The sequence below is a fragment of the Pseudomonas sp. VI4.1 genome (assembly GCF_002029345.1).
GTDB lineage: Bacteria > Pseudomonadota > Gammaproteobacteria > Pseudomonadales > Pseudomonadaceae > Aquipseudomonas.
The window spans coordinates 52,039-76,794 of record NZ_MULM01000175.1 but is presented as its reverse complement, the minus strand read 5'-3'; the positions used below and the strand labels follow the sequence as shown (position 1 = coordinate 76,794).

General features: G+C 62.1%; 19 protein-coding genes and 5 pseudogenes. 10 read left to right on the top strand and 14 right to left on the bottom strand.

All coding sequences use genetic code 11. The annotated features are described in order from the left end of the window. Positions 1 to 75: 75 nt before the first annotated feature. Positions 76 to 1,026, top strand: a complete 951-nt coding sequence (locus BZ163_RS25340) for a LysR family transcriptional regulator (protein WP_128873115.1) — start codon at positions 76 to 78, stop codon at positions 1,024 to 1,026. Positions 1,027 to 1,086: 60 nt separating this feature from the next. Here BZ163_RS25340 and BZ163_RS35940 read toward each other — a convergent pair whose 3' ends face one another. From BZ163_RS35940 to BZ163_RS25315, 6 genes are all read right to left on the bottom strand, one after another. Continuing rightward, on the bottom strand, positions 1,087 to 1,617 hold the full coding sequence (locus tag BZ163_RS35940; RefSeq protein ID WP_256579118.1) for an electron transfer flavoprotein subunit alpha/FixB family protein: 531 nt from the start codon (positions 1,615 to 1,617) through the stop codon (positions 1,087 to 1,089). Then, entirely contained in the window at positions 1,548 to 2,045 is a 498-nt protein-coding gene (locus BZ163_RS35935; RefSeq protein WP_256579117.1) for a hypothetical protein, read from the bottom strand. Before BZ163_RS35935 ends, BZ163_RS35940 begins: the two co-directional genes overlap by 70 nt. Continuing rightward, positions 2,042 to 2,830, bottom strand: a complete 789-nt coding sequence (locus tag BZ163_RS25330; protein ID WP_128873113.1) for an electron transfer flavoprotein subunit beta — start codon at positions 2,828 to 2,830, stop codon at positions 2,042 to 2,044. Before BZ163_RS25330 ends, BZ163_RS35935 begins: the two co-directional genes overlap by 4 nt. 2 nt (positions 2,831 to 2,832) lie before the next feature. Next, a complete protein-coding gene (locus BZ163_RS25325; protein ID WP_128873112.1) occupies positions 2,833 to 4,212 on the bottom strand; it encodes an FAD-dependent oxidoreductase in 1,380 nt (459 codons plus the stop codon). Beyond that, positions 4,209 to 5,033, bottom strand: coding sequence for an aspartate/glutamate racemase family protein (locus BZ163_RS25320; RefSeq protein ID WP_128873110.1), 825 nt, complete (start codon positions 5,031 to 5,033; stop codon positions 4,209 to 4,211). The genes BZ163_RS25325 and BZ163_RS25320 overlap by 4 nt, the downstream gene beginning before the upstream one ends. Before the next feature lie 228 nt (positions 5,034 to 5,261). Then, the gene (locus BZ163_RS25315) at positions 5,262 to 6,218 is read right to left on the bottom strand and encodes a threonine dehydratase (RefSeq protein WP_128873108.1); all 957 of its coding nucleotides are present in this window, start codon (positions 6,216 to 6,218) and stop codon (positions 5,262 to 5,264) included. Between the two features lie 105 nt (positions 6,219 to 6,323). On the opposite strand from BZ163_RS25315, the gene BZ163_RS25310 reads away from it, so the two are divergent. Both BZ163_RS25310 and BZ163_RS25305 read left to right on the top strand, forming a co-directional pair. Beyond that, positions 6,324 to 7,124 carry an AraC family transcriptional regulator gene (locus BZ163_RS25310; protein WP_128873107.1) on the top strand — a complete coding sequence of 267 codons (801 nt, stop codon included), beginning with the start codon at positions 6,324 to 6,326 and terminating at the stop codon, positions 7,122 to 7,124. Positions 7,125 to 7,275: 151 nt separating this feature from the next. Next, positions 7,276 to 8,967, top strand: a complete 1,692-nt coding sequence (locus BZ163_RS25305; protein WP_128873105.1) for a penicillin-binding protein 2 — start codon at positions 7,276 to 7,278, stop codon at positions 8,965 to 8,967. Between the two features lie 66 nt (positions 8,968 to 9,033). Here the strand turns inward: BZ163_RS25305 and BZ163_RS25300 are convergent, their stop codons facing one another. The 3 genes and pseudogenes from BZ163_RS25300 to BZ163_RS25290 all read right to left on the bottom strand — a co-directional run bounded on the left by BZ163_RS25300 (position 9,034) and on the right by BZ163_RS25290 (position 11,203). Beyond that, a complete protein-coding gene (locus BZ163_RS25300) occupies positions 9,034 to 9,771 on the bottom strand; it encodes a hypothetical protein (protein WP_128873104.1) in 738 nt (245 codons plus the stop codon). A gap of 175 nt (positions 9,772 to 9,946) precedes the next feature. Next, positions 9,947 to 10,350 (bottom strand): annotated as a pseudogene (locus BZ163_RS25295) (DUF2251 domain-containing protein). Between the two features lie 79 nt (positions 10,351 to 10,429). Continuing rightward, positions 10,430 to 11,203, bottom strand: a complete 774-nt coding sequence (locus BZ163_RS25290) for an IclR family transcriptional regulator C-terminal domain-containing protein (RefSeq protein WP_128873103.1) — start codon at positions 11,201 to 11,203, stop codon at positions 10,430 to 10,432. 145 nt (positions 11,204 to 11,348) lie between these two features. Between BZ163_RS25290 and BZ163_RS25285 the strand changes: the two are divergent. The 4 genes and pseudogenes from BZ163_RS25285 to BZ163_RS25270 all read left to right on the top strand — a co-directional run bounded on the left by BZ163_RS25285 (position 11,349) and on the right by BZ163_RS25270 (position 16,102). Next, positions 11,349 to 12,169, top strand: a pseudogene (locus BZ163_RS25285) (shikimate dehydrogenase). Positions 12,170 to 12,201: 32 nt separating this feature from the next. Next, positions 12,202 to 13,979 (top strand): annotated as a pseudogene (locus BZ163_RS25280) (FAD-dependent oxidoreductase). Further along, complete coding sequence (locus tag BZ163_RS25275) at positions 13,948 to 14,268, top strand: NIPSNAP family protein (protein ID WP_128873101.1); 321 nt, start codon at positions 13,948 to 13,950, stop codon at positions 14,266 to 14,268. The pseudogene BZ163_RS25280 and the gene BZ163_RS25275 overlap by 32 nt, the downstream one beginning before the upstream one ends. Before the next feature lie 88 nt (positions 14,269 to 14,356). Further along, positions 14,357 to 16,102 (top strand): FAD-dependent oxidoreductase, encoded by a 1,746-nt coding sequence (locus BZ163_RS25270; RefSeq protein WP_128873099.1) that lies wholly within the window; start codon positions 14,357 to 14,359, stop codon positions 16,100 to 16,102. Between the two features lie 72 nt (positions 16,103 to 16,174). On the opposite strand, the gene BZ163_RS25265 is transcribed toward BZ163_RS25270, so the two are convergent. From BZ163_RS25265 to BZ163_RS35050, 4 genes are all read right to left on the bottom strand, one after another. Next, positions 16,175 to 17,491 (bottom strand): MFS transporter, encoded by a 1,317-nt coding sequence (locus BZ163_RS25265; RefSeq protein ID WP_128873098.1) that lies wholly within the window; start codon positions 17,489 to 17,491, stop codon positions 16,175 to 16,177. 189 nt (positions 17,492 to 17,680) lie between these two features. Next, positions 17,681 to 18,751 (bottom strand): Ldh family oxidoreductase, encoded by a 1,071-nt coding sequence (locus BZ163_RS25260; protein WP_128873192.1) that lies wholly within the window; start codon positions 18,749 to 18,751, stop codon positions 17,681 to 17,683. Positions 18,752 to 18,903: 152 nt separating this feature from the next. Further along, on the bottom strand, positions 18,904 to 19,491 hold the full coding sequence (locus tag BZ163_RS35055; RefSeq protein WP_178110506.1) for a LysR substrate-binding domain-containing protein: 588 nt from the start codon (positions 19,489 to 19,491) through the stop codon (positions 18,904 to 18,906). A gap of 8 nt (positions 19,492 to 19,499) precedes the next feature. Then, positions 19,500 to 19,850: a LysR family transcriptional regulator gene (locus BZ163_RS35050; RefSeq protein ID WP_178110505.1), complete on the bottom strand. Its 351-nt coding sequence runs from the start codon at positions 19,848 to 19,850 to the stop codon at positions 19,500 to 19,502. A gap of 101 nt (positions 19,851 to 19,951) precedes the next feature. Here BZ163_RS35050 and BZ163_RS25250 point away from each other — a divergent pair. Next, positions 19,952 to 21,269 (top strand): annotated as a pseudogene (locus tag BZ163_RS25250) (L-fuconate dehydratase). A 108-nt stretch (positions 21,270 to 21,377) separates the two neighbouring features. On the opposite strand, the gene BZ163_RS25245 reads toward BZ163_RS25250, so the two are convergent. Then, complete coding sequence (locus tag BZ163_RS25245) at positions 21,378 to 22,073, bottom strand: tRNA (adenine(22)-N(1))-methyltransferase TrmK (RefSeq protein ID WP_256579116.1); 696 nt, start codon at positions 22,071 to 22,073, stop codon at positions 21,378 to 21,380. Between the two features lie 85 nt (positions 22,074 to 22,158). Between BZ163_RS25245 and BZ163_RS25240 the strand changes: the two genes are divergently transcribed. Continuing rightward, positions 22,159 to 22,458, top strand: a complete 300-nt coding sequence (locus BZ163_RS25240; RefSeq protein WP_128873095.1) for a hypothetical protein — start codon at positions 22,159 to 22,161, stop codon at positions 22,456 to 22,458. A gap of 147 nt (positions 22,459 to 22,605) precedes the next feature. Further along, a pseudogene (locus tag BZ163_RS25235) lies at positions 22,606 to 24,733 on the top strand (TonB-dependent receptor family protein). Positions 24,734 to 24,756 lie beyond the last annotated feature (23 nt).

Here is a 24,756-nt window from a genome sequence, read left to right as displayed (position 1 = left end):
TGGTACTATAGAAATCGCTGCCCCTGGGTTCGAGCCTGACGCGGCTAATGGGCTATTAGAAAAAGGTGAAAACCGATGGACAGACTCTGGGCAATGCAGGTGTTCGTGCGCGTGGTGGAATGCGGCAGTTTCAGCCGCGCCGCCGAGTCGCTGGACATCGCCAATGCCACCGTGACCTCCAGCGTGCGCAAGCTGGAGGACTACCTGGGGGTGACCTTGTTATCGCGCAACACCCGTTCGTTGCGCTTGACCGACGACGGCGAAGGTTATTTCCAGCAGTGCAACCAGGTGCTGCAGCTGGTCAGCGACATGGAAGCCCAGGTTCGTCAGAAGAAAGGTGAGATCAGCGGACAGTTATGCATCGAGTCGCCGGCGGCGTTCGCCCGTGCGTTGCTGTGCCCGGCGCTACCGGCCTTTACGGCGCAGCACCCCGGCTTGTCCGTGGCGTTGCGCCAGACCGACCATGCCGAAGACCTGATTGCCACGGGCACCGACGTAGCGATCCGCATCGACTCGGTCAATGACGCCGACCTGGTCGCCCGTCCGCTGTATCAAGCGCACTACGTGGCTTGCGCCGCACCCGGCTTGCTCAAACGGATCGGCACGCCCGAACAGCCGCAGGACCTGCAGCCCAAGCACTGCCTGGGGATTTTCGGCGCCGGTCGCTACACCGTATCGGACTGGACCTTTGCCTGCGAGGGCGAGCAACACCAACTGACGCCCCGTGGCGACCTGCACTTCAACAGCACCGACGCGCTGATCCAGGCCGCCTTGGCCGAGCAAGGCGTCATCTATGTGCTGGACGTGTTCGTCAACGGGCTGATCCGCCGCGGCGAACTGGTGGAATTGTTTCCCGACTGGAGCACCGGCAGCCGCAGCTTTTACACGGTGACACCCAAAGCGCGCTTCATTGCGCCACGCACCCGTGCGTTCATCGATTTCATCCTCGCCACCCTGGATGCACAGCGCCGTCCTGCTTCGGGCGCGAGCATCGCGGTACGGCAAGGACGCCGCGGGCTGGTTTAGCGACCCGGTAACGGCTGAAGAATGCCAGCCACTTGCGTGAACTGGCATGTGCCCGGGGCCCTATCGCAACTCGTCCAGTAACGCAGGCAGCAGCGTTTCCCAAGGGGCCACGATGCCCAGGCTGGCGACCTTGAAAATGTCCGCTTCGGGATCCTTGTTGATCGCCACGATACAGCTGTCCAGGCTGACCCCAGCCAGATGCTGCAGGGTGCCGGAGATACCTACCGCCAGGTAGACCTGCGGGCTGACGAACTTGCCTGATACGCCCACCTGACGCAGCACGGGCACCATGCCCGCATCCACCGCGGGCAGACTGCCGCCCAGTGTTCCGCCCAGGCTCAACGCCAGTTCCTCAAGCAACGCAAAGCCTTGTTCATTGACCCCTCTGCCACCGGACACCACCAGCTTGGCACCCTCCAGAGGCGGCAGGTGTTGGCCGCTGTCACGTTTCTCCAGGGTCAGCGCTCCGGGCAGGAGACCGTGCAGTTCGATGGTGAACACATCAGCGTCGGCTTGCGCATTCAACCGCGCACGACCTGCGCGCAAGCAGGCGAAGGCTGGCCCACGGGTGATCTCCAGGCAGAGGCGCATGCGTCCACCCCATGCCGCGCGTTCCGCCAGCAGCGTATCGCCGTCAAACCCCAGGGCCAGGCAGCGCCCCAACGCCTGGCCATCGAGACCATCGCCAGCAGCGCCGCCAACTCTTCGCCTTGGGGGCCGGGTGGCAGCAGCACCAACGGCACGTCGCCGCCCAACCGCGGAATCGCCCTCAGCGCTTCGCCGATCGCCGCGACCAGCACCTGGGGCTCGTCGCATTCACCTAACGCCGCCTGCACGCACTGATACACCTGTCGTGCCCCGGCCCGCATCGCGCACTCGGCATCCCGGGCACTGGGCTGGCTACTGATCAGCACCGCCGCGAAGCCCTCGGCGCCACTGACCTGTTGCGCTGCGCCCAGTGCCGCTTCCAGCGCCTGAGCGCCCCAGGTTTGGGGAATGACCGTCAGAACTCTGCTCATGGATTGACCCCTTGCTCTTTTAACCAGCTGGACAACGCTTTGGCCTGCTGGCCGACATCCCCGTCCAACAGCCGACACTGCCCCAGACGAGGGATCACCGGCGCGGCGTGTAGCCGTGACAGGGTCATCCCCGTACGTACCGGGGCCGACGCAGCGACATGGGCAAAGGTCATGCGCTTGGCCTGCATGACGTTTTTCATCAGGGGGTGGCGCAGCTTGTTGCGCCGATCATTGGTCACACTCGCCACCAAGGGCTGATCGACCCGCAGCCACTCTTCACAGGTGCCGCGCTCGCGCATCAGCCACAGTTGCTCGCCTTGCCATTGGCCGGACTGGGCCATGGCAAACTGCGGTCTGCCAATACTGCGGGCGAGCAATACCGCGATACTGCCTTCATCCAGATCACCCAGTTCACGCCCCACCAGCACCAGTTCGTGCCCGGCATAATCGCGCTCAATCAGCCCGGCCATCTGCGCGGCTGTCTGGCGGGCATCCCACAACTGGCAGGGTTGCAGCGCCAGGCATTGCAACGAATCGGGACGAAAAGCCGCGACACTGCGCAGCAGGTTTTCACTGTTGGCGCCGTCCAGCAACAACACATCGACCTGCGTCGTGGCGCACGCATCCCGCAGCTTCAGCGCGACTTCCAGCGCAGCCTCGTCGAACGGGCTGAGTACACGCCGGGGCGAGCCTTGCTCATCGATCGTCGCCTGGCTATTCAAACTGATGGGGTGCAACGGGAAGCGGATATCCGCGACGCCCGCCAACAGGACAAGAATCTTCATGGTCAACCCTCGCTCGCCGTGCCTGGCCGGGTGCCGGCCAGACGTCCGAACACGGCGGCCTTGCCCAGCGCCGACCCCGTCATGTAGGCGGCGCCGTGGAAGCCACCGATCATCTCTCCCGCCGCCAGCAACCCCTCGATGGGCTCGCCGAACACATCGAGTACGCGCAAGTCCGTGTCGACGATCACGCCGCAGTAGGTACCGAACACCGCTGCCGTCGACGGGTAGGCATAAAAAGGCGGGCGCTCGAGGGTGCGCAGTTGGCCGTGATGATGCACCAGATGCCGTCGGCCGAATTCCGGTGGCTGCCCCTGGCGAACGGCATCGTTGTACGCGGCCACTTCGGCCAGCAACACGTCTTCAGGGACTTCGATCAGGCGCGCCAACTGTTCCAGCGTCTGCGCCTCGATGAACAGCCCCTCCTCCAGGCGCCGGGTGAAGTCGAGGATGCGTACCTGGTTGTCGCCACTGTCCATGATGTCCTGGTCCAGGATCTGGTAACCCACCCCGAATGCCTGTTGCATCACCGCATCGCCGAGCAATTTGTAGGACTGCGATTCGTCGACAAATCGCCGACCGTCCTGGTTCACCGCAATGGCGCCTTTGTAAACGGCCAGGCAGGCGTGGTGGTTGTGCTCGTCCATCGGGTGTTTACCGAACGTGCCCTTGATGTAGGGCAGGTCACGCACATCCGCGCCCAAGGCCCAGGCCATGCGCAGGCCGTCGCCTTCATTGCCTTCGCCACCGATGAACACCGCATTGTCGTATTGCGGGACAAAGCGGTGAATCAACTCACGGTCCTGGACAAAGCCACCGCTGGCCAACAACACCGCGCTGCGGGCCATGATGTGCTGCGGCTCGCCGTTGCGCTCGATCGAGGCCCCCGTCACCCGCCCGCCCTCATTGCGCAACAAGCGCCGGGCGCGGCTGTGCAGCCAGACTTCGACCTTGCCCGTCGCGAGCGCGGCCAATTGCAGTTGACGCACCATGTCGGCCGGATCTACGTTGTGCACCCGGGGTACCGACTGCCCCGAGGCGGCCTCGATGACATCGGCAAACACCACCCCGTTGTCCTTGAGCCATTGATAGGTCTGCAGTTGGTGGTCGGTGTACAGCTTGACCAGGGACTCGTCGCATTCCCCCTTGCCCACATCGACCAGGTCATCGAACAGCCGCTGCGACGAGTCCTCAATCCCGTGGGAGCGCTGCAGATCGGTGCCGGCGAAGGCCAGGCAACCGCCGCTCATGGCCGACGAACCACCGGTTTGCGCGGTTTTTTCCAGCACGACCACCTGCAAGCCCGCCTGGGCTGCACTCAGGGCCGCGCAAAAACCCGCCAGCCCGCCACCGATGACCAGCAGGTCGCATTCGTAATGATTCATGGCTGTGCTCCTCCTTGCAGGAACGGGGTCAAGCCATAAAACTCGAACACCTCCCGCATCCGCTCAGGTGCCGGTTGAGCCGAGAAATAACCACGGTTGCAAGTGCTGGTGCCATTGGCGCGGCGCAAGTCCACCATGGCTTCCGCTTGCTTGACCCAGGCGCCGAGCGAATCGAGAACCGGCACACCGTCGACTTCGTTGACGCCATGGGTGGCGAGCAACACGTTAAGCGGAGCTTCCCCGGGAATGATCACCTCGGCACCTTGCGCAATCAGGCCGCGTGCAGCGCTGCGAAAGCGCTCGATCAGCGCAGTGGGGTCGGTGAAGGCTGCCAGGACGTCGGCAAACTGGAAGCCGACATGACGCACCCCGGTCAACCGCCCGGCAAGACCATGGCGCACGGCATTTTCAGTGATCTGCTCCGCCAGTTCGTTGATGAACACCAACACCCCGAAAGTGCGACCCAGCATGCACGCGGTGAGCATCGCGGATTCGCCATACCCCACCACCGGTATATCCAGCAGGCTGCGAGTTTCCTTGAGCGCCGGTTCCGGCAGCGTGCTGATGGCGTACGCATCAAAACCCTGGTGCTGGGCATTGATGCCCGCCGCCATGAATTGAATGCCATGCAAGTACTGCAGCGCCGAATACTTGATGTCATCGCCGGGATAGTGATTGCGGTAGGTGCCTGGGCGCATCCCGTGCAGGTGGATTTCCGTGCCCGGGCGGGCAACCTTGCGAAAATGCGCGCGCAGCGCTTCGTCGTAAGCCCCCAGGTCGCTTAGAACCGTGAAACTCTGATGCCAGATACGGATGCTCATCGGTGTCCTCATTCATGAGCCAGGCCCCGGGCACCCAACCTTGCGGTCGACTTGCCTGGCCACCCTGGCGAATAGTTGATGAGGAATTATTAGCGCAGCGTCCCAGGGCTGAGTAGGCGCTGGGGTTGAACGGGCCTTTCAAGAAAACCGCAAGATCGCCTTGGAAGGATTGAGGCGTAAACACTTGCGACGCTCGTGCCGAAACACGAGCGCTTATGCTGGCATCGGTCACCCGATCACGTTCGCATACACCGCCCTGTCGACATTCCCGCCGGACAGAATGACCCCCACCCGCCTTCCCGCCATGGCTTCACGCTCCTGAATGAGCGCCGCCAGGGCCGCCGCACCCGCCCCTTCCGCCAGGTTGTGGGTATCGGTGTAATACACGCGCATGGCCTCGGCAATCTCGTCCTCTGTGACGGATACGATCCGCGCCGCCGCCGCACCGTAGATGGCGAAGGCTTCAGGAATCGGCTTACGTACGGCGAGGCCGTCGGCAAAGGTAGTCGCCGTCGCGGTTTCGCAAATCTCTCCCGCCTCAAAAGAAAGTTTTGCCGCTGCCGCCTCGGTGGAAACCACGCCCACCACTTGGGTATCCAGGCCCAGCGCGTCGCGCACGGCGATCACCCCGCAAATCCCCGAGCCACAGCCGATCGGCACGTAGACGGTATGCAGGTCCGGCGCCGCCGTGAACAGCTCCAGCGCATACGTGGCCACGCCTTTGACCAATTCGGTGTGGAACGGCGGCACCAGGTAGAGGCCCTGCGCTTGCGCCAGGCGTGCGGCCTCTTCCCGGGCTTCATCGAAATCGCGACCCCACTCGACCACCTCGCCGCCGAAGCCGCGCATGGCATGGTTTTTTTCTAGCGAGTTGCCCTCCGGCACCACGATCAGCGCCCGCAAATCCAACGCCCGTGCCGCCAGCGCCAGGCTCTGGCCATGGTTGCCGCGGGTCGCGGTGACGATGCCCCTGGCGCTGGGGTGCGTGCGTTTGAGCCAGTGCATGAAGGTAATGCCGCCACGCACCTTGAAAGCCCCTGTGGGCGTATGGTTTTCATGCTTGACCCACACCGTGCACCCCAACCGTTCAGCCAGCAAAGGCCAAGGGTACTGGGCTGTAGCGGGCATGACCTGGTACACCTGGTGGGCGGCTTGTTCGATGTCGTCGCGAGTCAGTCTGTGCATGAGCACTCTCCCTGAGGTTTTGCCCAGTCTAGACGCGGTGCCCATACCCCGGCTTTCAGAAAACCGACCTGACTTTTGTGCCCCGTCCTGACTACTATGGTGCTCATGAACCCTCGAAACCGCCTGACGCCATCGCCCCTGACCGAACCGGTCCGCCGTGTCGAGGCCGGGCCCTGGACGATCGAATTGTTGCCCGGCTCCGCCTACGCTGCCCGATATGTCGCGACCCATGCGGCGATCGGCTTTGCCTTCGACAGCCAGCAAGGCCTGCACGCCATCGGCAGCGACCGAGTGCTGCCGTTCGTGGCCACACCGAATGGCCTGGCGTTTGTCCCTGCCGGGTGTGACGTGTTGTCCGAGTCCGCCGAAGGCGGTGAATACCTGCGGGTGGTGCGCGCTGACGGTATGGTGTTGAACGGGGAGCGGGCTTTCAACAATCGCATCGATCCGCAGGCCATCTGCCTTGCGCGGCAAATGCGCAACGCACTGTTGCACGCCTCGATGGATGACGATTGGGAAGCCTGGGCGCTCGCCTTGGCAGAACGGGCCATGGCGCAGCAAGCGTTGCCGGCGCCGCCCCAAGGCTCCATCACCGCCAGCCGCATGCGCCTGCTCGATGAATTCATTGACGCGGGGCTTGACGGTGCGCTGAGCGTGCAGGCAATGGCCGGACTGTTTGAATTGTCCGAAGGATTTTTCATGCGGGCCTTCAAGCACGCCACGGGCAAAAGCCCGCACAGTTACCTGATCGACCGCCGACTGGCCAAGGCCCGCGCCCGGCTGCGCGATTCGACAGCCAGCCTGTCCGGGATTGCCCTCACCTGCGGTTTCAACTCCCAGGCGCACATGGCGACAGCGTTCAAACAGCGGCTGGGTGTCAGCCCGGCGCAATTACGAAAGAAGTGACGATCACCAGTGGCGCATCCATTAAAACGGTCGCGCGTACGTACCGGGAACATCCTTGCAACGCTGTTGTTATTTCCAAATATTACAAAGCTAAATATTAATAAGTTCGTTAGGCTTATATACCGTCGCATGCACTATCAAGGGAAACTGTATGAGCTTCTTGAAACAGAATCCCAGACTTTCGATTGTTTTAGCTATTTTTTATTTCCTGGTAATGGTGCTGGTAGCCAGAGTGGCTTACCTTGCGGTGTTCTCCCATGATTTCTTAAACAGCGAAGGCCGTAAACGCTCGACCCGACTGCATGAAACAGTGCCCGTGCGCGGTATCATCTTCGATCGATTCAATGAACCCCTGGCGGTTTCCACGCCTGTCAGCACCTTGTGGGTAAACCCCAAACAGTTCACGCCGACTGAACAGCAGATCCTGTCATTGAGTGCGCTTCTTGATATGGACGCTTCGCGGATCAACGATCTGATGTTGAATACGCAGGGCAAGTCCTTCGCTTATTTAGCCCGCAGGGTGACGCCAGAGGTCGCAGGCAAGGTCGTAATGTTGTCTATCCACGGCCTGTATGAGCGCCAGGATTATAAGCGATTCTATCCGCAATCTTCGATGACCGCTCAGACGCTGGGCTTCACCAACCTCGACCAGAAAGGTATTGAAGGCCTCGAGTTAATGTACGACAGCCACCTCTCCGGAACGCCTGGGCTTGAAGAACTTACCTTGAACCTGCGTAAGCGGGTCACCCGCGAGATTCTTGTGCATAAGCCTGTCACTCCGGGCGATGATCTACACCTGACAATTGACTCCACCCTGCAATACTACGTTGAAAAAGCATTACGCAAGGCACTTGAAGATAATGCCGCCACGTCGGCGAGTGCCATTCTTGTAAACGCCAGGACAGGTGAGATACTGGCGTTGGCCACGGTACCTTCGTTTAATCCGAATGCGCGAAAAAGCTTTAACCCAAGTGCCATCCGCAATCGTATATTTACCGATGTGTATGAACCAGGTTCAGTGATCAAACCCTTCAGTATGGCGGCCGTTTTGACGGCAGGTGTCGTCGACAAGGATGCCGTTATTCAGATAGCGCCCGGTTTCATCAAGATCAATGGTTACACCATCCGCGATGTGGGACGGGATACTCAGTTGGATCTGGCGGGGATTATTCGTCGGTCTTCAAACGTCGGCATGAGCAAGATTGCTATACCGACCGGCGGCGAAGCGATATCGCGAATGTTGTCGGAGCTCGGATTCGGAAAAAACACCCCGGTGTTTTTTCCGGGAGAAAGCGTCGGCTCTGTTCCAACCAGGAGAGTCTGGTCGGATATTGCCACCGCGAGTCTTTCATACGGATACAGTCTGTCGGTCAATCTGGCTCAATTGGCTCAGGCCTATACGGTCTTTGCAAATGATGGCGACCTGGTTCCCTTGTCGATAATCAAAAACCAGATCCAGCCGCCGCGCAACGTCATGAGCCCGCAGGTGGCCAATAGTGTGCTGGACATGCTGGTACACGCCGTGGATGGGCCTGGTGCCGGCGGTAAACGCGCGGCCATTGAAGGTTATGTGATTGCGGGCAAAAGCGGGACCTCACGCAAGGCATCCAGTGGCGGTTATCAAAGCAATTCATACAGGGCCATGTTCGTCGGCATCGCACCGGCCAATGCCCCGGAGTTCGTCATGGCTGTGCTGGTGGACGAGCCCACCGCCAACGGTTATTTCGGCGGCGCCATTGCCGCACCGATCTTCAAGGAGGTACTCGAAGATGTCCTGCGCATCAGAAACGTGCCCAGTGGCCAAAGCCAGACGCTGCCGGCGGTGCAGGTTGAGTCGACATGAAAGCTGCCATGGCCCGCGATGAGGCCGGTACTGCCAACGCCAAATTCTGGAATCGCAGCAATCCGGTCAGCTGTAATCGAAAGTGAACAACACCAACCCCTCGACAGGTTCATAGAGCATGACGATGAGGTCTGCGCCTGCGGTTCGGTAATGCCAGCCAGGTACGCTTGCCACGTGGAAAAAACGGTTACCTGCCGGGCTCAAGGGATAGACGTTCGAGGTACCCCGGTCGGCGTCAAGTTCAACGATGTGCATGGGGAACTCGACCGCTTCCACCCAGTTCGCCACGCCGTCGACTTCACCGCCCAACTGCTTGACGAACTCCACGGGATGATTGGCATCCCAATCCAGGCGGGCCAGCGTCCCGCTGTTTTTGAACCCGTCAGCCGCAGCTGCGAAGGCGATATCCTGTTCGGTGTAATGTCGCTCCAGCTCAGCTCTGGCGCCCGGATGAGGGTCGGCCAGATCCGCGTTGCCTTCATGAAGAAAGAAGTATCGCGGGTCACCGCAAAGACGATAGCGCCCTTGTTCGACACTGAATCCGATCCAGTTCGTTTTCAACAGGTCGCCATGGTACCCATCCCACTCGGTCAACTCGCCTACGAAACCTTCATACGGTTCCAGCGGGCTGAGCATGTACAGCACGCCCGACCATTGCGGGTTCAAGGTGCTGATATCAATGCTGAACAATGGGTGCAGATGTTTGGCCAGCTCCATTTGATCAGCCACGAAAACTTCTTCGACGCTGGGGAACGGCACCATGCCTTGGGGGACTTTGGTGAAGTCCGGCGCGTGATCGCTCATTCGATTTATTCCTTTATCGATCTTGATAGTGGCGGCCAGAAGCGGACGTCCGTGACCTGTGTTTACAGGTCTACGACCTCATCAGAGGTCACGAGTTTGTCTCGGATCGAAAAAAGGGACGATTTATCTTCCTCTGGAAGATAAATCAGCCCCCCTTTTCCTCAACGGGCATGCCTCAGGCAAACAATTTCAGCGCTTCGTCATTCCACTCATGGCCATTCTCAGACCAGCCTTTACCCGCAGAAGGTGGGAATCCGGAACGGCAATAGCCTTGCTTGCCGGCAAAATCAAACACTGCGTAGGGATGATCGTTGATCAACAGTACAGCCTTGCCATGTCCATGGACCAGCCGATCTTCACCGTCGAGGATTTTTCCCGATCAGATATGTCGGCGACATTATAGATATGCAGCGCATCCTGGATCGGGTTGTCACTGTCCGAGGTATCCAGGGCATAGAAATAGCCAGTGTCTTCATCGTCCTCGAATACGACGACAAATGAACCTTCTTGCGCAGGCGCCTCTGCTACGGTGGCGCGACCTACGTTCAACTCATGCTCTGCTGCGATATAAATGGGCATGCGGGCGATCCTTTGCACGGTGATAGATGAAGGCATCGATGATGCCTAGCTCGGCGCCACGCTCGCAAGTGCTACGAAACTAGAGGGTCATGATTGGCCTTAGCAATGCTTGCCCTTCATACAATGTGGACAGATAACGTTCGCGTATTTGCTCGAGGGTCATTCGCGAGGCGTGGGTGGTGAGGGTCAAGGTCGCCTGCAACTGCCCTTCCCGATCCATCAACGGCACGCTCAGAACCCGCATCCCCACTTCATACTCCTGATCCACCAGGACATAGCCACGCTCGCTCGCCAAGGCGATCTCGGCGCGAATCTGCGCCTCATCGGTCACCGTGTAAGGGGTGATGGCCTGTGGTGGGTTGCGGCCGAAATAGGTGTCGAGCGCCGCCGCCGACAGGCTCGCCAGCCAAAGCCGGCCACTGCCCGTGCAATACATCGGCACCCGTGAGCCGGGGCGGATCGACATTGAGGTGATATGGCTGTAGCGGCTGCGCACGATATGCACGATGTCATCACCGTCGCGAACGCCCACCGACACGTGTTCCTGGGTGGTTCGCGCCACCTGTTCGACGATGGGCCGGAGCATGCGCGGCAACACCGCCGAATCGACATAGGCCTGGCCGATACGCAATGCCTTGGCGGTCAGCCAATAATAACGGCCATCTGTCTGCGCAAAGTCGTCATGCACCAGCGTCAGCAAGAAGCGCCGGGCGGCACTCTGGGTCATGTCGGCCAGTCGGGCAGCCTCAGGCACACTCAGGCGCGGATGCTCCTGGGAAAACAATTGCAACAGCGCCAGTCCCTTTTGCAGGCCGACGATCAAATCCCGTTGATGGATGGTGGGCTGCTTCATCGCTACGACTCTTATTCAAACCAATAATGCGATTATCGCACTGCTGATGCGATTATCAACGTAAACACCGCGCAGCTTGATTGTTCGCCTCCCTCCTCGCTTGCAGTATCGGCCCCACAACACAGCCAATAAGCGGGAACATCAAATGATTCAGGCTTCGACTGAACTGGTCGCCATCGTCGGCTCACCCGTTACACAGGTGAAATCGCCGGAAAACTTCAACCGCTGGTTCGCCGACCACCAGCAAAACGTTGCCATGCTGGCCATCGACCTTGCGCCGACCGCCCTGCAGAACTTCATTGAGACCTTGCGTGGCTGGCAAAACCTGCGCGGTTGTGTGGTCACCGTCCCCTACAAACAGCTACTGGCCGGCCGTCTGGACAGCGTCAGTGAGCGCTCGGCGGCGCTGGGCTCGGTCAACGTAATCCGGCGCGAGGCCGACGGCCGGCTGGTGGGCGATATCGTCGACGGCGAAGGTTTTCTCAGTGCTGCGCGCCAGCAGGGTTTCAATCCGCAAGACAAACAGGCGTTGGTGATCGGCACCGGCGGTGTCGGCAGTGCGATTGCTTATTCACTGTGTCAGGCCGGGATCAGTCATCTGGTCATCAGCGACTTGAGCGCGGAGCGCGTCGAGATGCTCGGCGAACTGTTGCGCGATGCTTTTCCCGAGATCGTGATCAGCGCCAACCCCGCCTCGCTCGAGCACTTCGATCTGGTGGTCAACGCCTCGCCGGTCGGCATGGGCGCCACCAGCAATGAAGGCCCGCTGCCGTTGCCGCAGGTTCTGATGCAAACCCTGCAAAAGTCGACGCTGGTTGCCGATGTCGGTGACTTCGCCCAGCCGTGACGCCGTTTCTCGCCTTCGCCCGACTGCGTGGTTGCCCGATCCAGACCGGTCCGGAAATGGCCCTGGCGCAACTGGGCAACCTCGGCCACTTCATGGGCGTAACACCGCTGCAGATCTGATCTGCGGCCGTGTCCTCGACAGGCGATAGACAATGAATATGACGACTACCCACCTCGCTGCCGGTGCCGACCTGGTCTACGACGTGATTGTCCTCGGCAGCGGTGCCGCCGGTTTCGCTGCGGCGGTGACCGCCAGTTGCCGAGGCCTCAAGGTCTTGCTGGTGGAAAAGACCGAAGCCTTCGGCGGCACCTCGGCGATCTCAGGTTCGCGGTCTGGCTGCACGACTCCGATCAGGCCCGGGCGGCCGGGCATCACCTGAGCGCCGAACAGATGCGCCGCTATCTCAAGGAAGTGATCGGCGCCGGCTACAACCCGGCGCTGATCGATTCCTTCATTGACAATGGCCGCGAAGCCTTGCGTTTTCTGGAGACCCACAGCGAGCTCAAATACAGCCTGCGGCCACTGTCGCCCGACTATTACCCGGACTTGCCCGGTGGCACGCAAACTGGTCGCGCCCTGGAAATCGACGAGTACGACGGGCGCAAGCTGGGTGAGCACTTCAAAGACCTGAAGCGGCCACCGGATGGCATGCTGCTGTTCGGCGGCATGATGGTCAATCGTGTCGACATCCAGCACTTCCTCAGCTTCAAGCGCTCGCCGCAATCGCTCTGGCACTGCTTGAAACTGATGGGCCGCTATGCCATCGATCTCCTCAACCATCCACGCGGCACGCGCCTGACCGTGGGCAATGCCTTGATCGCCCGGCTGGCAACCACCGCCTTCGCCAATGGCGTCGACTTGTGGCTTCAGGCGGCACCCGAAGCGTTGCTTGTCGAGCAGGGAACCGTAAAGGGTGTGCAGATCACCTGGAGCGGACAAACCCGCAAGGTATTTGCCAAGGGCGGCGTTGTATTGGCCATGGGAGGATTTGCGGCCGGGGCTCAAGCCGCTGAACAGCGGCCAGCGACGGACTCGGAACACTGGAGCATGTCACCACCCGCCAACGTGGGTGACGGACAACGACTGGCCGCTTCGGTCAACGCAGCCATTGGCGACAACCTTTCGGCGAATTTCTTCTGGGCGCCGGTCTCGGTGCTGCGCAAGGCCGACGGCAGCGTCGAGCGCTTTGCGCATCTGGTGACCGATCGGGCCAAACCCGGAGTGATCGCGGTCAACCGCGCCGGGCGACGTTTCGTCAATGAGTCGGACTCCTACCACTGCTTCGTCGAAAGCATGTTCGCCAACGGCGGCGCCAATGCGCCCTGCTGGCTGATCTGTGACAGCGAAGCCTTGAACCGATACGGCATGGGCCTGGCCCGTCCGCGACCGGTCGATAACAGCGCGTTGATCGACGCCGGTTATCTGCTGCGCGCAGACAGCCTCGCCGAACTGGCCCTCATCGCTGGCATCGACGCCACGGCTCTGGAGCAGACCCTGACGAAGTTCAACGCCGATGCAGCCCTTGGCGTCGACCGTCAGTTCGGTAAAGGCAGCAGCGCCTACAACCGCTACATGGGCGACCCGCATCACGGACCCAACCCGTGCCTGAAACCGCTGCACAAGACGCCGTTTTACGCCATTCGCCTGTTTACCGGTGACCTCGGCTCCGCCCGCGGACTGGTCACCAACAGCCAGGCCAACGTGCTCGACCGCAGCGGCGCACCGATCCCCGGCCTGTACGCCGCCGGCAACGAAATGAATTCGATCATGGACGGCACCTACCCCGGTCCCGGCATAACCCTCGGCCCCGGCATCACCTTCGGTTACCTCGCCGCCAGTGATATCGCAGCCCGTCTTGACCGCAGCACAACCCAAGAACCCCGCACTGGAGAACAGCATGTACTACGAACTGCGCACCTACACGATTAAACCGACCCGCCTTGGCGACTGGCTCGCCTTGTACAAAAACGCGGCACTGGCCGTGCAGCAGGAACACCTGGGCAACCTGGTCGGTTTCTTCACCACCGAAATCGGTGAGGTCAACCAGGTGGTGCACCTCTGGGCCTATACCAGCCTCGACGATCGCATGGTCCGTCGCAACGCCATGGCAGCCGATCCGCGCTGGCAGGACTTTGCCCGGCAGAACAAGGAGCTCGACGCCGTGGTGACTCTAGAGTCGCGCCTGCTGCGCCCGACCGATTTTTCACCGTTGAAGTAACCGTCGTCCCGTTGAGCCGCTTCCACGGGGGAGTGGCCAGCCCCGCCCCCCCGCCCCACTCGAAAAAAAAACAATAATGGAGGTCGCCATGAGCGTCTTGCCGTCGAATAACCTCGACGACCTTATCTGTGATGTCCTGGTCATCGGTTCCGGCGCCTCTGGCCTGGCGAGTGCCGTCACCTGCGCCGAGCTTGGCCTCGACGTCATCGTGGTGGAAAAAGAACCCGTGTTCGGCGGCACCAGCGCCTGGTCGGGCGGTTGGCTGTGGATCCCCCGCAACCCGTTGGCCGTCGCCGAAGGGATAGCTGATGAACTCGAACAGGCACGGACCTACCTGCGCAACGAATTGCAGACCGATGTGCTCGACCCACGCATGGAGATGTTCCTCGAACAAGGCCCGAAGATGGTCGAGTTCTTTCAGCACCATACCGAAGTCCAATTTTTCTCCGGCAGCAAGATGCCTGACTTCCATGCCAGCGAAGGCTTTGCCAGAGGCGGTCGCTCGGTCTGCGCCCAGCCGTACGATGGTCGGCGACTAGGTCCTTGGATCAAAAAGCTTCGGCGTCCGTTGGATATCATCAGCCTTGCCGGAATGGGCATTGCCGGTGGCGCCGATCTCAATCATTTTCTCAATGCCAGCCACTCTGCGGCATCCATGCTGTACGCCGGCAAACGCCTGTTGCGCCATGCTCGCGACCTGATGTGCCACGGCCGTAGCATGCACCTGGTGAACGGCAATGCATTGGTAGCCCGGTTGCTGAAAAGCGCGGTGGATCGCAAGGTCCGGCTGTTCACCGATACGCCGGTAAATGAGCTGCTGCATGAGGATCAGCGTGTGGTCGGCGCACGTATCGAGCGCACTGGACGCCTGTTCGACATCCGCGCACGACGTGGCGTGGTGATGGCCTGCGGCGGTTTCCCCCACGACCGGCAGCGTATTGCCCACCAGTTCGCCCATGCCCCTGATGGCACTGGACACTTGAGCGCTGCTCCCAAGGGCAATACCGGCGACGGTTTGCGACTGGGTGAAAGCGTCGGAGCTCGCGTTGCATCCGACTTGCCGCATGCCGCTGCGTGGGCACCTGTCTCTCGCGTGCCGCGGGAGGACGGTGGTTTCAGTGGCTTTCCACATTTGATGGAGCGGGCGAAACCGGGTTTTCTCGCGGTGCGTCAGGATGGCCGCCGCTTCGTCAACGAGGCCGACTCTTACCACGACTATATGTGCGCACTGTTCGAGGCCACCGGACCGGGAGAAACCCCGGTGTCCTGGTTGATCTGTGACCACCGCGCCCAGCGGCGCTATGGCCTGGGTTGGTCCAAACCATTTCCGTTCCCGACGGCGTCCTATGTTCGCAATGGCTATCTGTTCAAGGACGCGACCCTGGCCGGACTGGCACGCCAATGTGCGATTGATGCAAAGCAGCTGGAAGCCACGGTAAGCACCTTCAATCAGCACGCCGAGAAAGGCTGCGACCCGCTCTTCCGGCGCGGTGAGTCGTTGTACAACAAAGCTCAAGGGGAAGCCCTCCATGGTCCCAATCCGTCCCTCGGCAGCCTGCGCCAGGGACCGTTCTACGCAGTCAAGCTGGTTCCCGGCAGCCTCGGTACCTTCGCCGGGTTGAACACTGATGCCTGTGCTCGGGTACTGGACCAACATCAAACGCCAATTGCCGGGTTATTCGCCGTGGGCAATGACATGAACAGCATCATGAACGGTTACTACCCCAGCGGTGGCATCACCCTCGGGCCAGGCATGACGTTTGGTTACATTGCAGCAAGAACACTTGCCGACCTGACGGATAAAGAAGAAGGAGGCGCTTGCCCGCCCGAGTAACCTGTTGTGAACGCCGCCGCGACCGTCAGGCACCGCCTGGGCAGTGCCGACTACCGCCGATGACTCGGGGCCCTACTCGGTCACACCAACGATGTGCTCGGGTGCAGGCTCGGCATCGCTGATCGGTGCGTTGAGCAGCAGGTAGTACGCCAGGGCCGAACACAGCGCCACCACCGCGCTGATCATGAACGCGGTATTGAACGAACCCGAGTACTGGATGCTGAAGCCGGTGACGATCGGCGCGACGGAACCGGCGATGTAGCCGCCGAAGTTCTGGATCGAACCGAACGAGGCCACCCGGCGGCTGTCGACGATGGTGTTGACGATCATCCAGGCGGTGGCACTGGCCATGTTGATGCTGAACAGCGCCAGGCACAGCAGGATGATGCAACCGGTCAGGCCAGTGACGAACGACAGCGGCACGGTGAACAGCGCAGCCAGCACCAGGCCGGTGATCACGCCGAATTTGCGGCTGGCCAGGATGCTCATGCCACGGCGAACCAGCCTGTCGCAGAAGCGCCCGGCGACGATGGTGCCCACTGCGCCGAAGCCATAGGCCAGCGACACCAGCCACGCGGTCTTGTACAGGTTCATGCCATGCTCGCGCTCGAAATAACCGGGCAGCCAGGTCAGGTGCAGCCACAGCATGTAGATCACGCCCATGAAGCCCAGGACCGCGCCCCAGGTGCTGCGGTGCTTGAACAGGTCGAGCCAGCCGGCAAAGTAGGAAACCTTCGGTGCCTTGGGGTCGGCCGCTTGCACGTGGGGACTTTTCTCGGTCGGCAACGGTTTGCCTTCAGCCGCGAGCTCGGCCAGGTACTGCGCCTTGCTCTTGTAGAAGGCCAGCCAGCACACGGCCAGGACGATACCGATCGCGCCGGTGATGATGAACATCCCGCGCCAGCCGAAGTTGACCATGAACAGCGTCAGCAAGGGCGGCGCCAGGCATGGGCCCAGGCAGGTTGACGACCAGACGATCCCGGTCGGCGTGCCGCGCTCGTTGGCATCGAACCATTCGGACAGGGCCTTGGCCGCCGAAGGGAACATCGGCGCCTCGCCAATCCCCAGCACCACGCGCAGGCCCATGAAGCCGGCGAAGCTGTTGACCATGCCGAACGTCGACTGAGCCACCGACCAGACCAGCAATGAAGCGCCCAGGGCGATCTTGCTGCCCAGGCGGTCGATGATCATGCCCATCGGTAATTGCGCAAAGGCGTAGGCAATGGAGAAGGCCGACAACAGAATGCCCATCTGCGAAGGGCTGATCATCATGTCCTTCTGGATCGAGGTATTGGCGATCGACAGCGCACTGCGGTCCAGGTAGTTGACGATGCCGATCAACAACAGGAATACAACGGTGATGTTTTGATACTTCTTCAGTGGTTTCATCTGATGGCCTTTATTATTGTTATTGCAGCGGTTTCAATACCGGGCCGATCCATCATCCGGTGCCACATTCATCCTTGGGCTCTACAAAACTATCCGGGATGACCTGTAGGAGCTGGCTTGCCAGCGAAGGCGTCCGTCCAGGCGACAATAGTGTCAACTGACCCACCGCTTTCGCTGGCAAGCCAGCTCCTACAGTTGAATGGGGTGAGCCAGTGCCGGCTGCTGCAACTGCGCGGCGCACTGGTTGAGGTCATCGATCACCTTCTGCGACAGGCTCACGCCTTCGAGCAACGCTTGCTCGCGCAGCTTCAGGCCGGCCTGACCCGGCAAGCGCACCGGGCGCTCGGGGTCCACCGGACGGCTGGCCAGGATCAGCTTGCTCAGGAACGAACTTTCGTCGGTGAAGGCGTCCAGCCCGCCGAAGAAACGCGGGTCAATCACCACCGCCGTGGCCGAGGCGCCCCACTGGTCCGGCGTGTCCTTGCGCCCATGGCCGGCCAACCCCGAGGTCAGGGCCTCGACCAGAATCGCCAGGGCAAAGCCCTTGTGGCCGAAGGCCTGGCCGCCCAGGGGCAGAATGCTGCCCGGCGGCGTGGTGAAGAAGTCGGCCGGATCATCGCTCAGCTGTCCCTCGTTGCTCATCAGCACCGGGTGCGGCAGTGGGCTGCCGGCCTCGCGGCACTGGCCGACCAGGCCCAGGGTCACGGTGGACATGCTCACATCCAGCAGGATCGGTTCGCCCCGGGTCGGGATGCCGGCGGCAATCGGGTTGGGCGTGTAGATCGGGTCGATCCCGCCATGGGCGCACACCAGTCCCACCGACGGGTCCGAGGAGTAGACCATGGCCACCAGGCCGCGGTCAGTGAAAGGCTTCAAGTAAGCGGCCAGGCAACCGATGTGCGAGGCACGGCGCACCACGGCGATCCCTATGCCCTGCGCCGTGGCGCCCTTGGCCGCACAGTCCAGGGCGCGGCTGACACAATACGGGCCAAGCACATAGTGGCCGTCGAACAGCGCAGAGATACCGCTGTCCGAAACCTGCTCGAGCAACCCGGCACTGGCCTTGACCTGCCCCGTCAGCATGCCGCCGATATAGCGGCTCACCAGGTTGAGGCCGTGGGTGCGATGGCCCAGCAGTTCACCTTCGAGCAGCACCCGGGTCACCACTCGAGCGACCTCGGCATCGGCCCCGGCTGTTGCGAACAAATGCTCGACGAAGGTGGTGAGTGTTTGAGCGTCGTAACGGGTTGTGGCAATCAGGGACATGGGACCTCTCGGGCAGTACGGCAGACTTCTTGTTATGGCTCGCCCGTTCCGTGACGGGAGACTCTGCGATAACTGTAGGGAGCCCGCTTCAACATTCCCAATGAGATGATCCGATCAATCGATAACCGGGCGTTATCGAGTTGGCGCTATTGCCCGCGCAAATACTGCAGCAGCGTATTCAACGCCACCGACCTTGGCCGGGAACGCAAGGTCAGCAGGCCAATATTGACCATGGAAATCGGCAGCTCGACCGGCAACACAGCGACCATGCCATAGCGCGCATAATGCTCGGCCACGTCATTGGGCACCACCGCGATCATGTCCGACGCCTCGAGCATCGCGGTGGTTGCGAGGATCGACGCGGTTTCGACAATGTCCAGCGATTGCACCATGCCGGCGGCCTGCAGCGCCGTTTCCACCCGGCGGCGCATGGGGCTGCCGATGGGGTGCAGGATCCAGGTCAATGCAATCAAGTCGGCCAACTGCAGTGGCGAGGAACCCGCCAACGGGTGACCCGCCCGGGCGATCACGCGCATCTGCTCGCCGTTGTCGAACAGCTCGATGTCCAGGTCCTGACTGTCGCTCTGGTCCGGCAAGCGCCCCAGCACCACATCGAATTCGCCGCGCAGCAAGGCCGGCAGCAAGGTATCGCTGGTACCCACCTCAATGGAAATCCGCACCTTGGGGTGATCGCGCTTGTACGCCAGCACCGCTTTGGTCAGCAGCCGGGGCACCGGCCCCATCACGCTGCCGACGGCGCCCGTCCCATGGCCCCGCGCTCCAGTTCCGCGATCTGCGCCTGGGCCTGCTCGAACTCATGCAGCGCGCCCTGGGCATAACGGATCATCACCTCGCCGTAAAGCGTGGGCTGCATGCCGCGGGGCAAGCGTTCGAACAGGCGCACGCCGAGGCGCTCCTCCAGTTGCTGCAACAGCAGGCTGGCGGCCGGTTGCGTGGTGTGCATCGCCGTGGCCGCCCGACGCAGGTTGCCGAACTCACCCAGGGCATTGAGCAAGGTGATTTGCCGGCTGGAAATTTTCAGCGCGCCAAAACTACGGGGTGGGAGCGTGGTGGCTGCTGGACCTTGAGACATATCAAATCCGGTATCGCTACTTAGTAAACCGTGATTATGCCTGTATCGCTCGGCGACCTACAGTCGAGCCTCCAACTGGTCATCGAGCACAAGAGCCCACCATGAGCATTCGAATCACCCAGCTGAGCGTTCGCGACATCCGTTTTCCCACTTCCCTGTCGCTGGACGGCTCCGATGCGATGAATAGCGCGCCGGACTATTCCGCGTCCTACGTCGTGCTGCACACCGACGCCCCTGGCGGCCTGGAAGGCCACGGCCTGACGTTCACCATCGGACGTGGCAACGAGATCTGCGTGGCGGCCGTGCAATCCCTGGCCCCGATGGTGGTCGGCCTGACCCTGGAAGAGATCGTTGCCGACATGGGCGCCTTCTGGCACACCATCACCGTGGGCGATAGCCAATTGCGCTGGCTGGGCCCGGAAAAAGGCGTGATCCACCTCGCCACCGCGGCCATCGTCAACGCCCTCTGGGACCTGTGGGCCAAGCACGAAGGCAAGCCCGTATGGAAATTGTTGGCCGACATGAGCCCGGAGCAATTGGTGCGCTGCCTGGACTTCAGCTACGTCACCGACGTGCTGACCCCGGAAGAAGCCATCGCCCTGCTGCGCCGCCAGGTGCCGGGCAAGGCCCAGCGTGAAGCGCAGATGCTGCGCGAAGGCTACCCCGGCTACACCACCGCGCCGGGCTTGGCTTCGGCTACAGCGAAGACAAAATGCGCCAACTGGCCCGGGCCGCGGTCGCGGACGGCTGGACCCACATCAAGCAGAAAATCGGCGCCAACCTGGAAGACGACATCCGCCGCGCGACGATTTTGCGCGAAGAAATCGGCTGGGAACGGACCCTGATGATGGACGCCAACCAGGTCTGGGACGTCGATGGTGGTGTTAGAACATGCGCCGCCTGGCCGCGTTCGAACCGTTGTGGATCGAAGAGCCGACCAGCCCCGACGACATCCTCGGCCATGCCAGCATCCGCCGGCGCATCGCACCGATCGGCGTCGCCAGCGGCGAGCATTGCCACAACCGGGTGATGTTCAAGCAGATGTTCCAGGCCGGTGCACTGGACTTCTGCCAGTTGGACGCGGCGCGCCTGGGCGGCCTGAACGAGGTGTTGATCGTGCTGCTGATGGCCGCCAAATTCAACGTGCCGGTCTGCCCCCATGGCGGTGGCGTCGGTCTGTGCGAGTACGTGCAGAACATCGCCCTGTTCGACTACATCGCCGTCTCGGCCTCGCTGCACAACCGGGTCCTCGAATACGTCGACCACCTGCACGAGCACTTCCTCGACCCGGTGGTGATCCGCCGCGGCCGCTACATGCCACCGCTGCGTGCGGGCTACAGCATCGAAATGACCGCTGAGACCCTGGAGCGTTACCAGTATCCCCACGGACAGGTGTGGCTCGATATCGCCGGCACTTGATCGTCACGGCCGCGACCGCCCAGACAAGGCTTCCAGCGCCCATTGTTCAGGAGCGCTGCAGGACCTTCCGTTCAGCGCTCATGGCTGTTGGTACACCCCCTGGCGGGCTCAAGCCAGCAGTTCGGTGATCCACCGGGCCTGCCGGGCGACCTCTTGCATCTTCTCCTCGGGCACGGCCTGCCGCGCCCGGTCGAAGTTGCCCAGGGTCTTCTGCTTCTGGCGCAGCAGGCGTTGCCACTTGGCCAGGAACACCGGGTTGCGTGCCTGCATCTGCAGCGGGCCGAAGTACAGTTCCTCGGGGCTGTACACCACCGGCCCGGCGCGCTCGGCGACGATGATTTCGTAGTAGAAACGGTTTTCCCGCAGCAACTCTTCGCAGAGGATGCGGTAGCCATTGTCCATCAGCCATTGGCGCAGCGGCTGCTCGCCGCCGTTGGGCTGCAGGATCAGCCGCTCCCGCCCGCTCAGGTGCGCCTTGCCACTGTCCAGGATGTCGCGGATCGTCTCGCCGCCCATGCCGCAGACGCTGATCGCCGTGATCCCGTCTCCCGGCTCGATCGCCGCCAGGCCATGGGCCAGGCGCACGCTGATCCGCTGCTCCAGGCCGTTCTCGCGCACGGTGCGTTCGGCCGAGCGGAACGGCGTCAATGCCACCTCGCCGGCCACCGCCGCCGCGATCGCGCCACGGCGCATCAACGCCACCGGCAGGTAGCCGTGATCCGAGCCGATATCGGCCAGGCGCGCCCCGGCGGGCACCTGCGCCGCCACGCGCTCCAGGCGCATCGACAATGTCTGTTCGTTCAACTGCAGTTCCTTTTCACACGTACCGTCTAATCTGAGAGTATCCGACTGCACACACGCTGCCAGCCGCCTCATGCAGAAAAAGGCCATGATCGCAAAAACGGCACACCACTGCTCGTCTTGGGTCCTGCCCTCGCTGCTCGCCATCCACCTGGCGTTGCTGGCGGGATGTTCAGGCAAGGCGGCCACGGCTCGCTATCCGGCGTCGAGCCTGGGCTCCAACTGCTATGCCAAGGCGCTGCCCACGTCCGGCGAGGGCGGCCTCGCCTGGGGTGACACCTTGAGCGTGGCGCGCAAGAAATCCCTGAATAACTGCATTCGCTACGCCGGCCGATCCGGTGGCACGCCGGATACCTGCCAAGTGGTGTTGGCCGAATGCAGAAAATAGGCGTGTAGCAAACAGGCGTGCAAAAAATAGCAGCGCAGAAAATAGCGTGCAGAAATATTCTGCTCACTTAAATTAAACATGTGTTTCCTTCGTTCTTCTCTACGTCGCAGTTCTTCACTGCCCGTTCCTGTCCGTCTGGAGTTCTCAATGCCCTCGCCCAAATCCTTGCCCGCTGCGCTGCTGGGGCTGGCCCTTGCCTGTCCCGCCCTGGCCGAGACCCGAGGCCTGGAGCTTGGACAAGTGCTGATCGGGGCCGAGGACCGCAGCGGTGAAGACGCCTCGATTGAGGACGCCAGGGCCCGGCTGGCCGAAGTGCCCGGCGGCACCAATGTGGTCGACCTGCGCCGCGCCCTGCAAGGCCGCGTGGCCAGCAACCAGGATGTGCTGGCCTATCAACCGGGGGTCTATGCCCAGTCTGCGGGCAACGAAGGGGTCAAGATCTCGATCCGCGGGTCGGGGATCAACCGGGCGCCGGGCGCCCATGCTTCGGGCGTGTACGCCATGCTCGACGGCCTGCCACTGACCGGCCCTGGCGGCACGCCTTATGAATTGCTGGAGCCGTTGTGGCTCGACCACGTGGAAGTGCTGCGCGGCGCCAACGGTTTCGACCGGGGCGCCCTGGCCTTGGGCGGGGCCATCGATTACGTCAGCCACACCGGCTACGACGCACCGCTGTTGCAGGTGCGCTACGCCATGGGCAGCCACGGCTATCAGGCAGCGCCAGGTCAGCTCCGGGCAGGTGCTGGGTGACTTCGACTACTACGTGGCCACGACCGACGCGCGTGCCGACGGTTACCAGGACCACACCGCCAGCGACAGTCAGGGCGTCATCGCCAACTTCGGCTATCGCTTCAACCCGAACCTGGAAACCCGCTTCTACCTGCGTTATCGCCAGACCGACAACGACCTCGCCGGGCGCGTGACCAAGCACTCCATCGAGCACGACCCACGGGCGGCCAACCCCGCCTACGTGGCGCGGGACGACAGCCGCGAGCAACCGGGCAGCACCTTCATCGGCAACAAGACCACCTACTACATCGACGACGATTCGAGTATCCAGACCGGCCTTGTCTACCACGACTACCCCATGGACCTGCGCGAGGGCCCCAACCGCTTGAAGGTGGCGTACACGGACATCAGCGGCACCTTCGACTACAAGCGACGCGACACCCTCTGGGGCCTGGAAAGCCGGAGCACTGCGGGCCTGCGTGTCACCAGACACCTGCCCAATGCCGGCGCCAGCGAATCGGTGCGCATCCCCAGCGGCAACACCGCAGGTTATGCGCCGGGCACGCCCATGCGCAACTTCACCTACCAGGGTTCGGACACCGTCCTGCACCTGGGCAATGACCTGGAGATCGCCGACGACCTGTGGCTGACGACCGGCCTCGCCGCCATTTACACCCGCCGCGAAAGCGCCGTGACCTACCCGCAAGGCGGTGGCAAGACCAGCCTGAACGACTGGGACTACGCCCCGCGCCTGGGCCTGCGCTACCAACTGACGCCCGAACTGCAGCTGTTCGGCAACCTCAGCCGCTCGGTCGAAGCGCCACACCCCTGGTCGCTGATCTACAGCGCCGACCAACGCTTCCCGGCCGGTAGCGGCGCCGCCACAGGCACCCAGCGCGATCCGATCAAGCTGCAAAACCAGACCGCGACCACCCTGGAAATCGGCGGCCGCGGCGACAGCACAATCGGCCAATGGAGCCTGGCCTGGTACTACGCCCAGGTGCACCACGAATTGCTCTCGGTGCTGCCGGATGCCAACGCCATCACGCCCTACGAACTCAACGCCAGCCCCACCGTGCATCAGGGCGTGGAAGCCAGCCTGTCGAGCGACCTATGGTCACGGGACGACGGCGGCCAGCTGAGCCTGCGCCAGAGCTATACCTTCAGTGACTTCCACTACCGCGACGACGACCGCTTCGGCGACAACCGCCTGCCAGGCCTGCCGATGCACTATTACCAGGGCGAACTGCGCTATGACTGGCCCCAGGGTTTCTTCGCTGCGCTCAATACCCAGTGGGTGTCCAAGGTCGCAGTTGATTACGCCAACAGCTACTACGCCGATCCCTACGCACTGTTCGGCGCGACCCTGGGCTACAACGCGCCCAAGGGCGACTGGCAGACCTGGCTGGATATGCGCAACCTGACCGACCGGCACTACGCGGGCACCGTCACGCCGGGCTATGACGACAAAGGCCTGGATGCGGCACGGTCCACGCCGGGCGAGGGGCTGGCGATGTATGTCGGGGTGTCGTGGAGCTTGCGCTGAGACTGGACGTACCGTCTGTAACA

Coding starts and splice junctions, on each gene's coding strand:
- BZ163_RS25340 (WP_128873115.1), top strand. CDS start 76: ATGGACAGACTCTGGGCAATGCAGGTGTTCGTGCGCGTGGTGGAATGC.
- BZ163_RS35940 (WP_256579118.1), bottom strand. CDS start 1,617: ATGCGCCTCTGCCTGGAGATCACCCGTGGGCCAGCCTTCGCCTGCTTG.
- BZ163_RS35935 (WP_256579117.1), bottom strand. CDS start 2,045: ATGAGCAGAGTTCTGACGGTCATTCCCCAAACCTGGGGCGCTCAGGCG.
- BZ163_RS25330 (WP_128873113.1), bottom strand. CDS start 2,830: ATGAAGATTCTTGTCCTGTTGGCGGGCGTCGCGGATATCCGCTTCCCG.
- BZ163_RS25325 (WP_128873112.1), bottom strand. CDS start 4,212: ATGAATCATTACGAATGCGACCTGCTGGTCATCGGTGGCGGGCTGGCG.
- BZ163_RS25320 (WP_128873110.1), bottom strand. CDS start 5,033: ATGAGCATCCGTATCTGGCATCAGAGTTTCACGGTTCTAAGCGACCTG.
- BZ163_RS25315 (WP_128873108.1), bottom strand. CDS start 6,218: ATGCACAGACTGACTCGCGACGACATCGAACAAGCCGCCCACCAGGTG.
- BZ163_RS25310 (WP_128873107.1), top strand. CDS start 6,324: ATGAACCCTCGAAACCGCCTGACGCCATCGCCCCTGACCGAACCGGTC.
- BZ163_RS25305 (WP_128873105.1), top strand. CDS start 7,276: ATGAGCTTCTTGAAACAGAATCCCAGACTTTCGATTGTTTTAGCTATT.
- BZ163_RS25300 (WP_128873104.1), bottom strand. CDS start 9,771: ATGAGCGATCACGCGCCGGACTTCACCAAAGTCCCCCAAGGCATGGTG.
- BZ163_RS25290 (WP_128873103.1), bottom strand. CDS start 11,203: ATGAAGCAGCCCACCATCCATCAACGGGATTTGATCGTCGGCCTGCAA.
- BZ163_RS25275 (WP_128873101.1), top strand. CDS start 13,948: ATGTACTACGAACTGCGCACCTACACGATTAAACCGACCCGCCTTGGC.
- BZ163_RS25270 (WP_128873099.1), top strand. CDS start 14,357: ATGAGCGTCTTGCCGTCGAATAACCTCGACGACCTTATCTGTGATGTC.
- BZ163_RS25265 (WP_128873098.1), bottom strand. CDS start 17,491: ATGAAACCACTGAAGAAGTATCAAAACATCACCGTTGTATTCCTGTTG.
- BZ163_RS35050 (WP_178110505.1), bottom strand. CDS start 19,850: ATGTCTCAAGGTCCAGCAGCCACCACGCTCCCACCCCGTAGTTTTGGC.
- BZ163_RS25240 (WP_128873095.1), top strand. CDS start 22,159: ATGATCGCAAAAACGGCACACCACTGCTCGTCTTGGGTCCTGCCCTCG.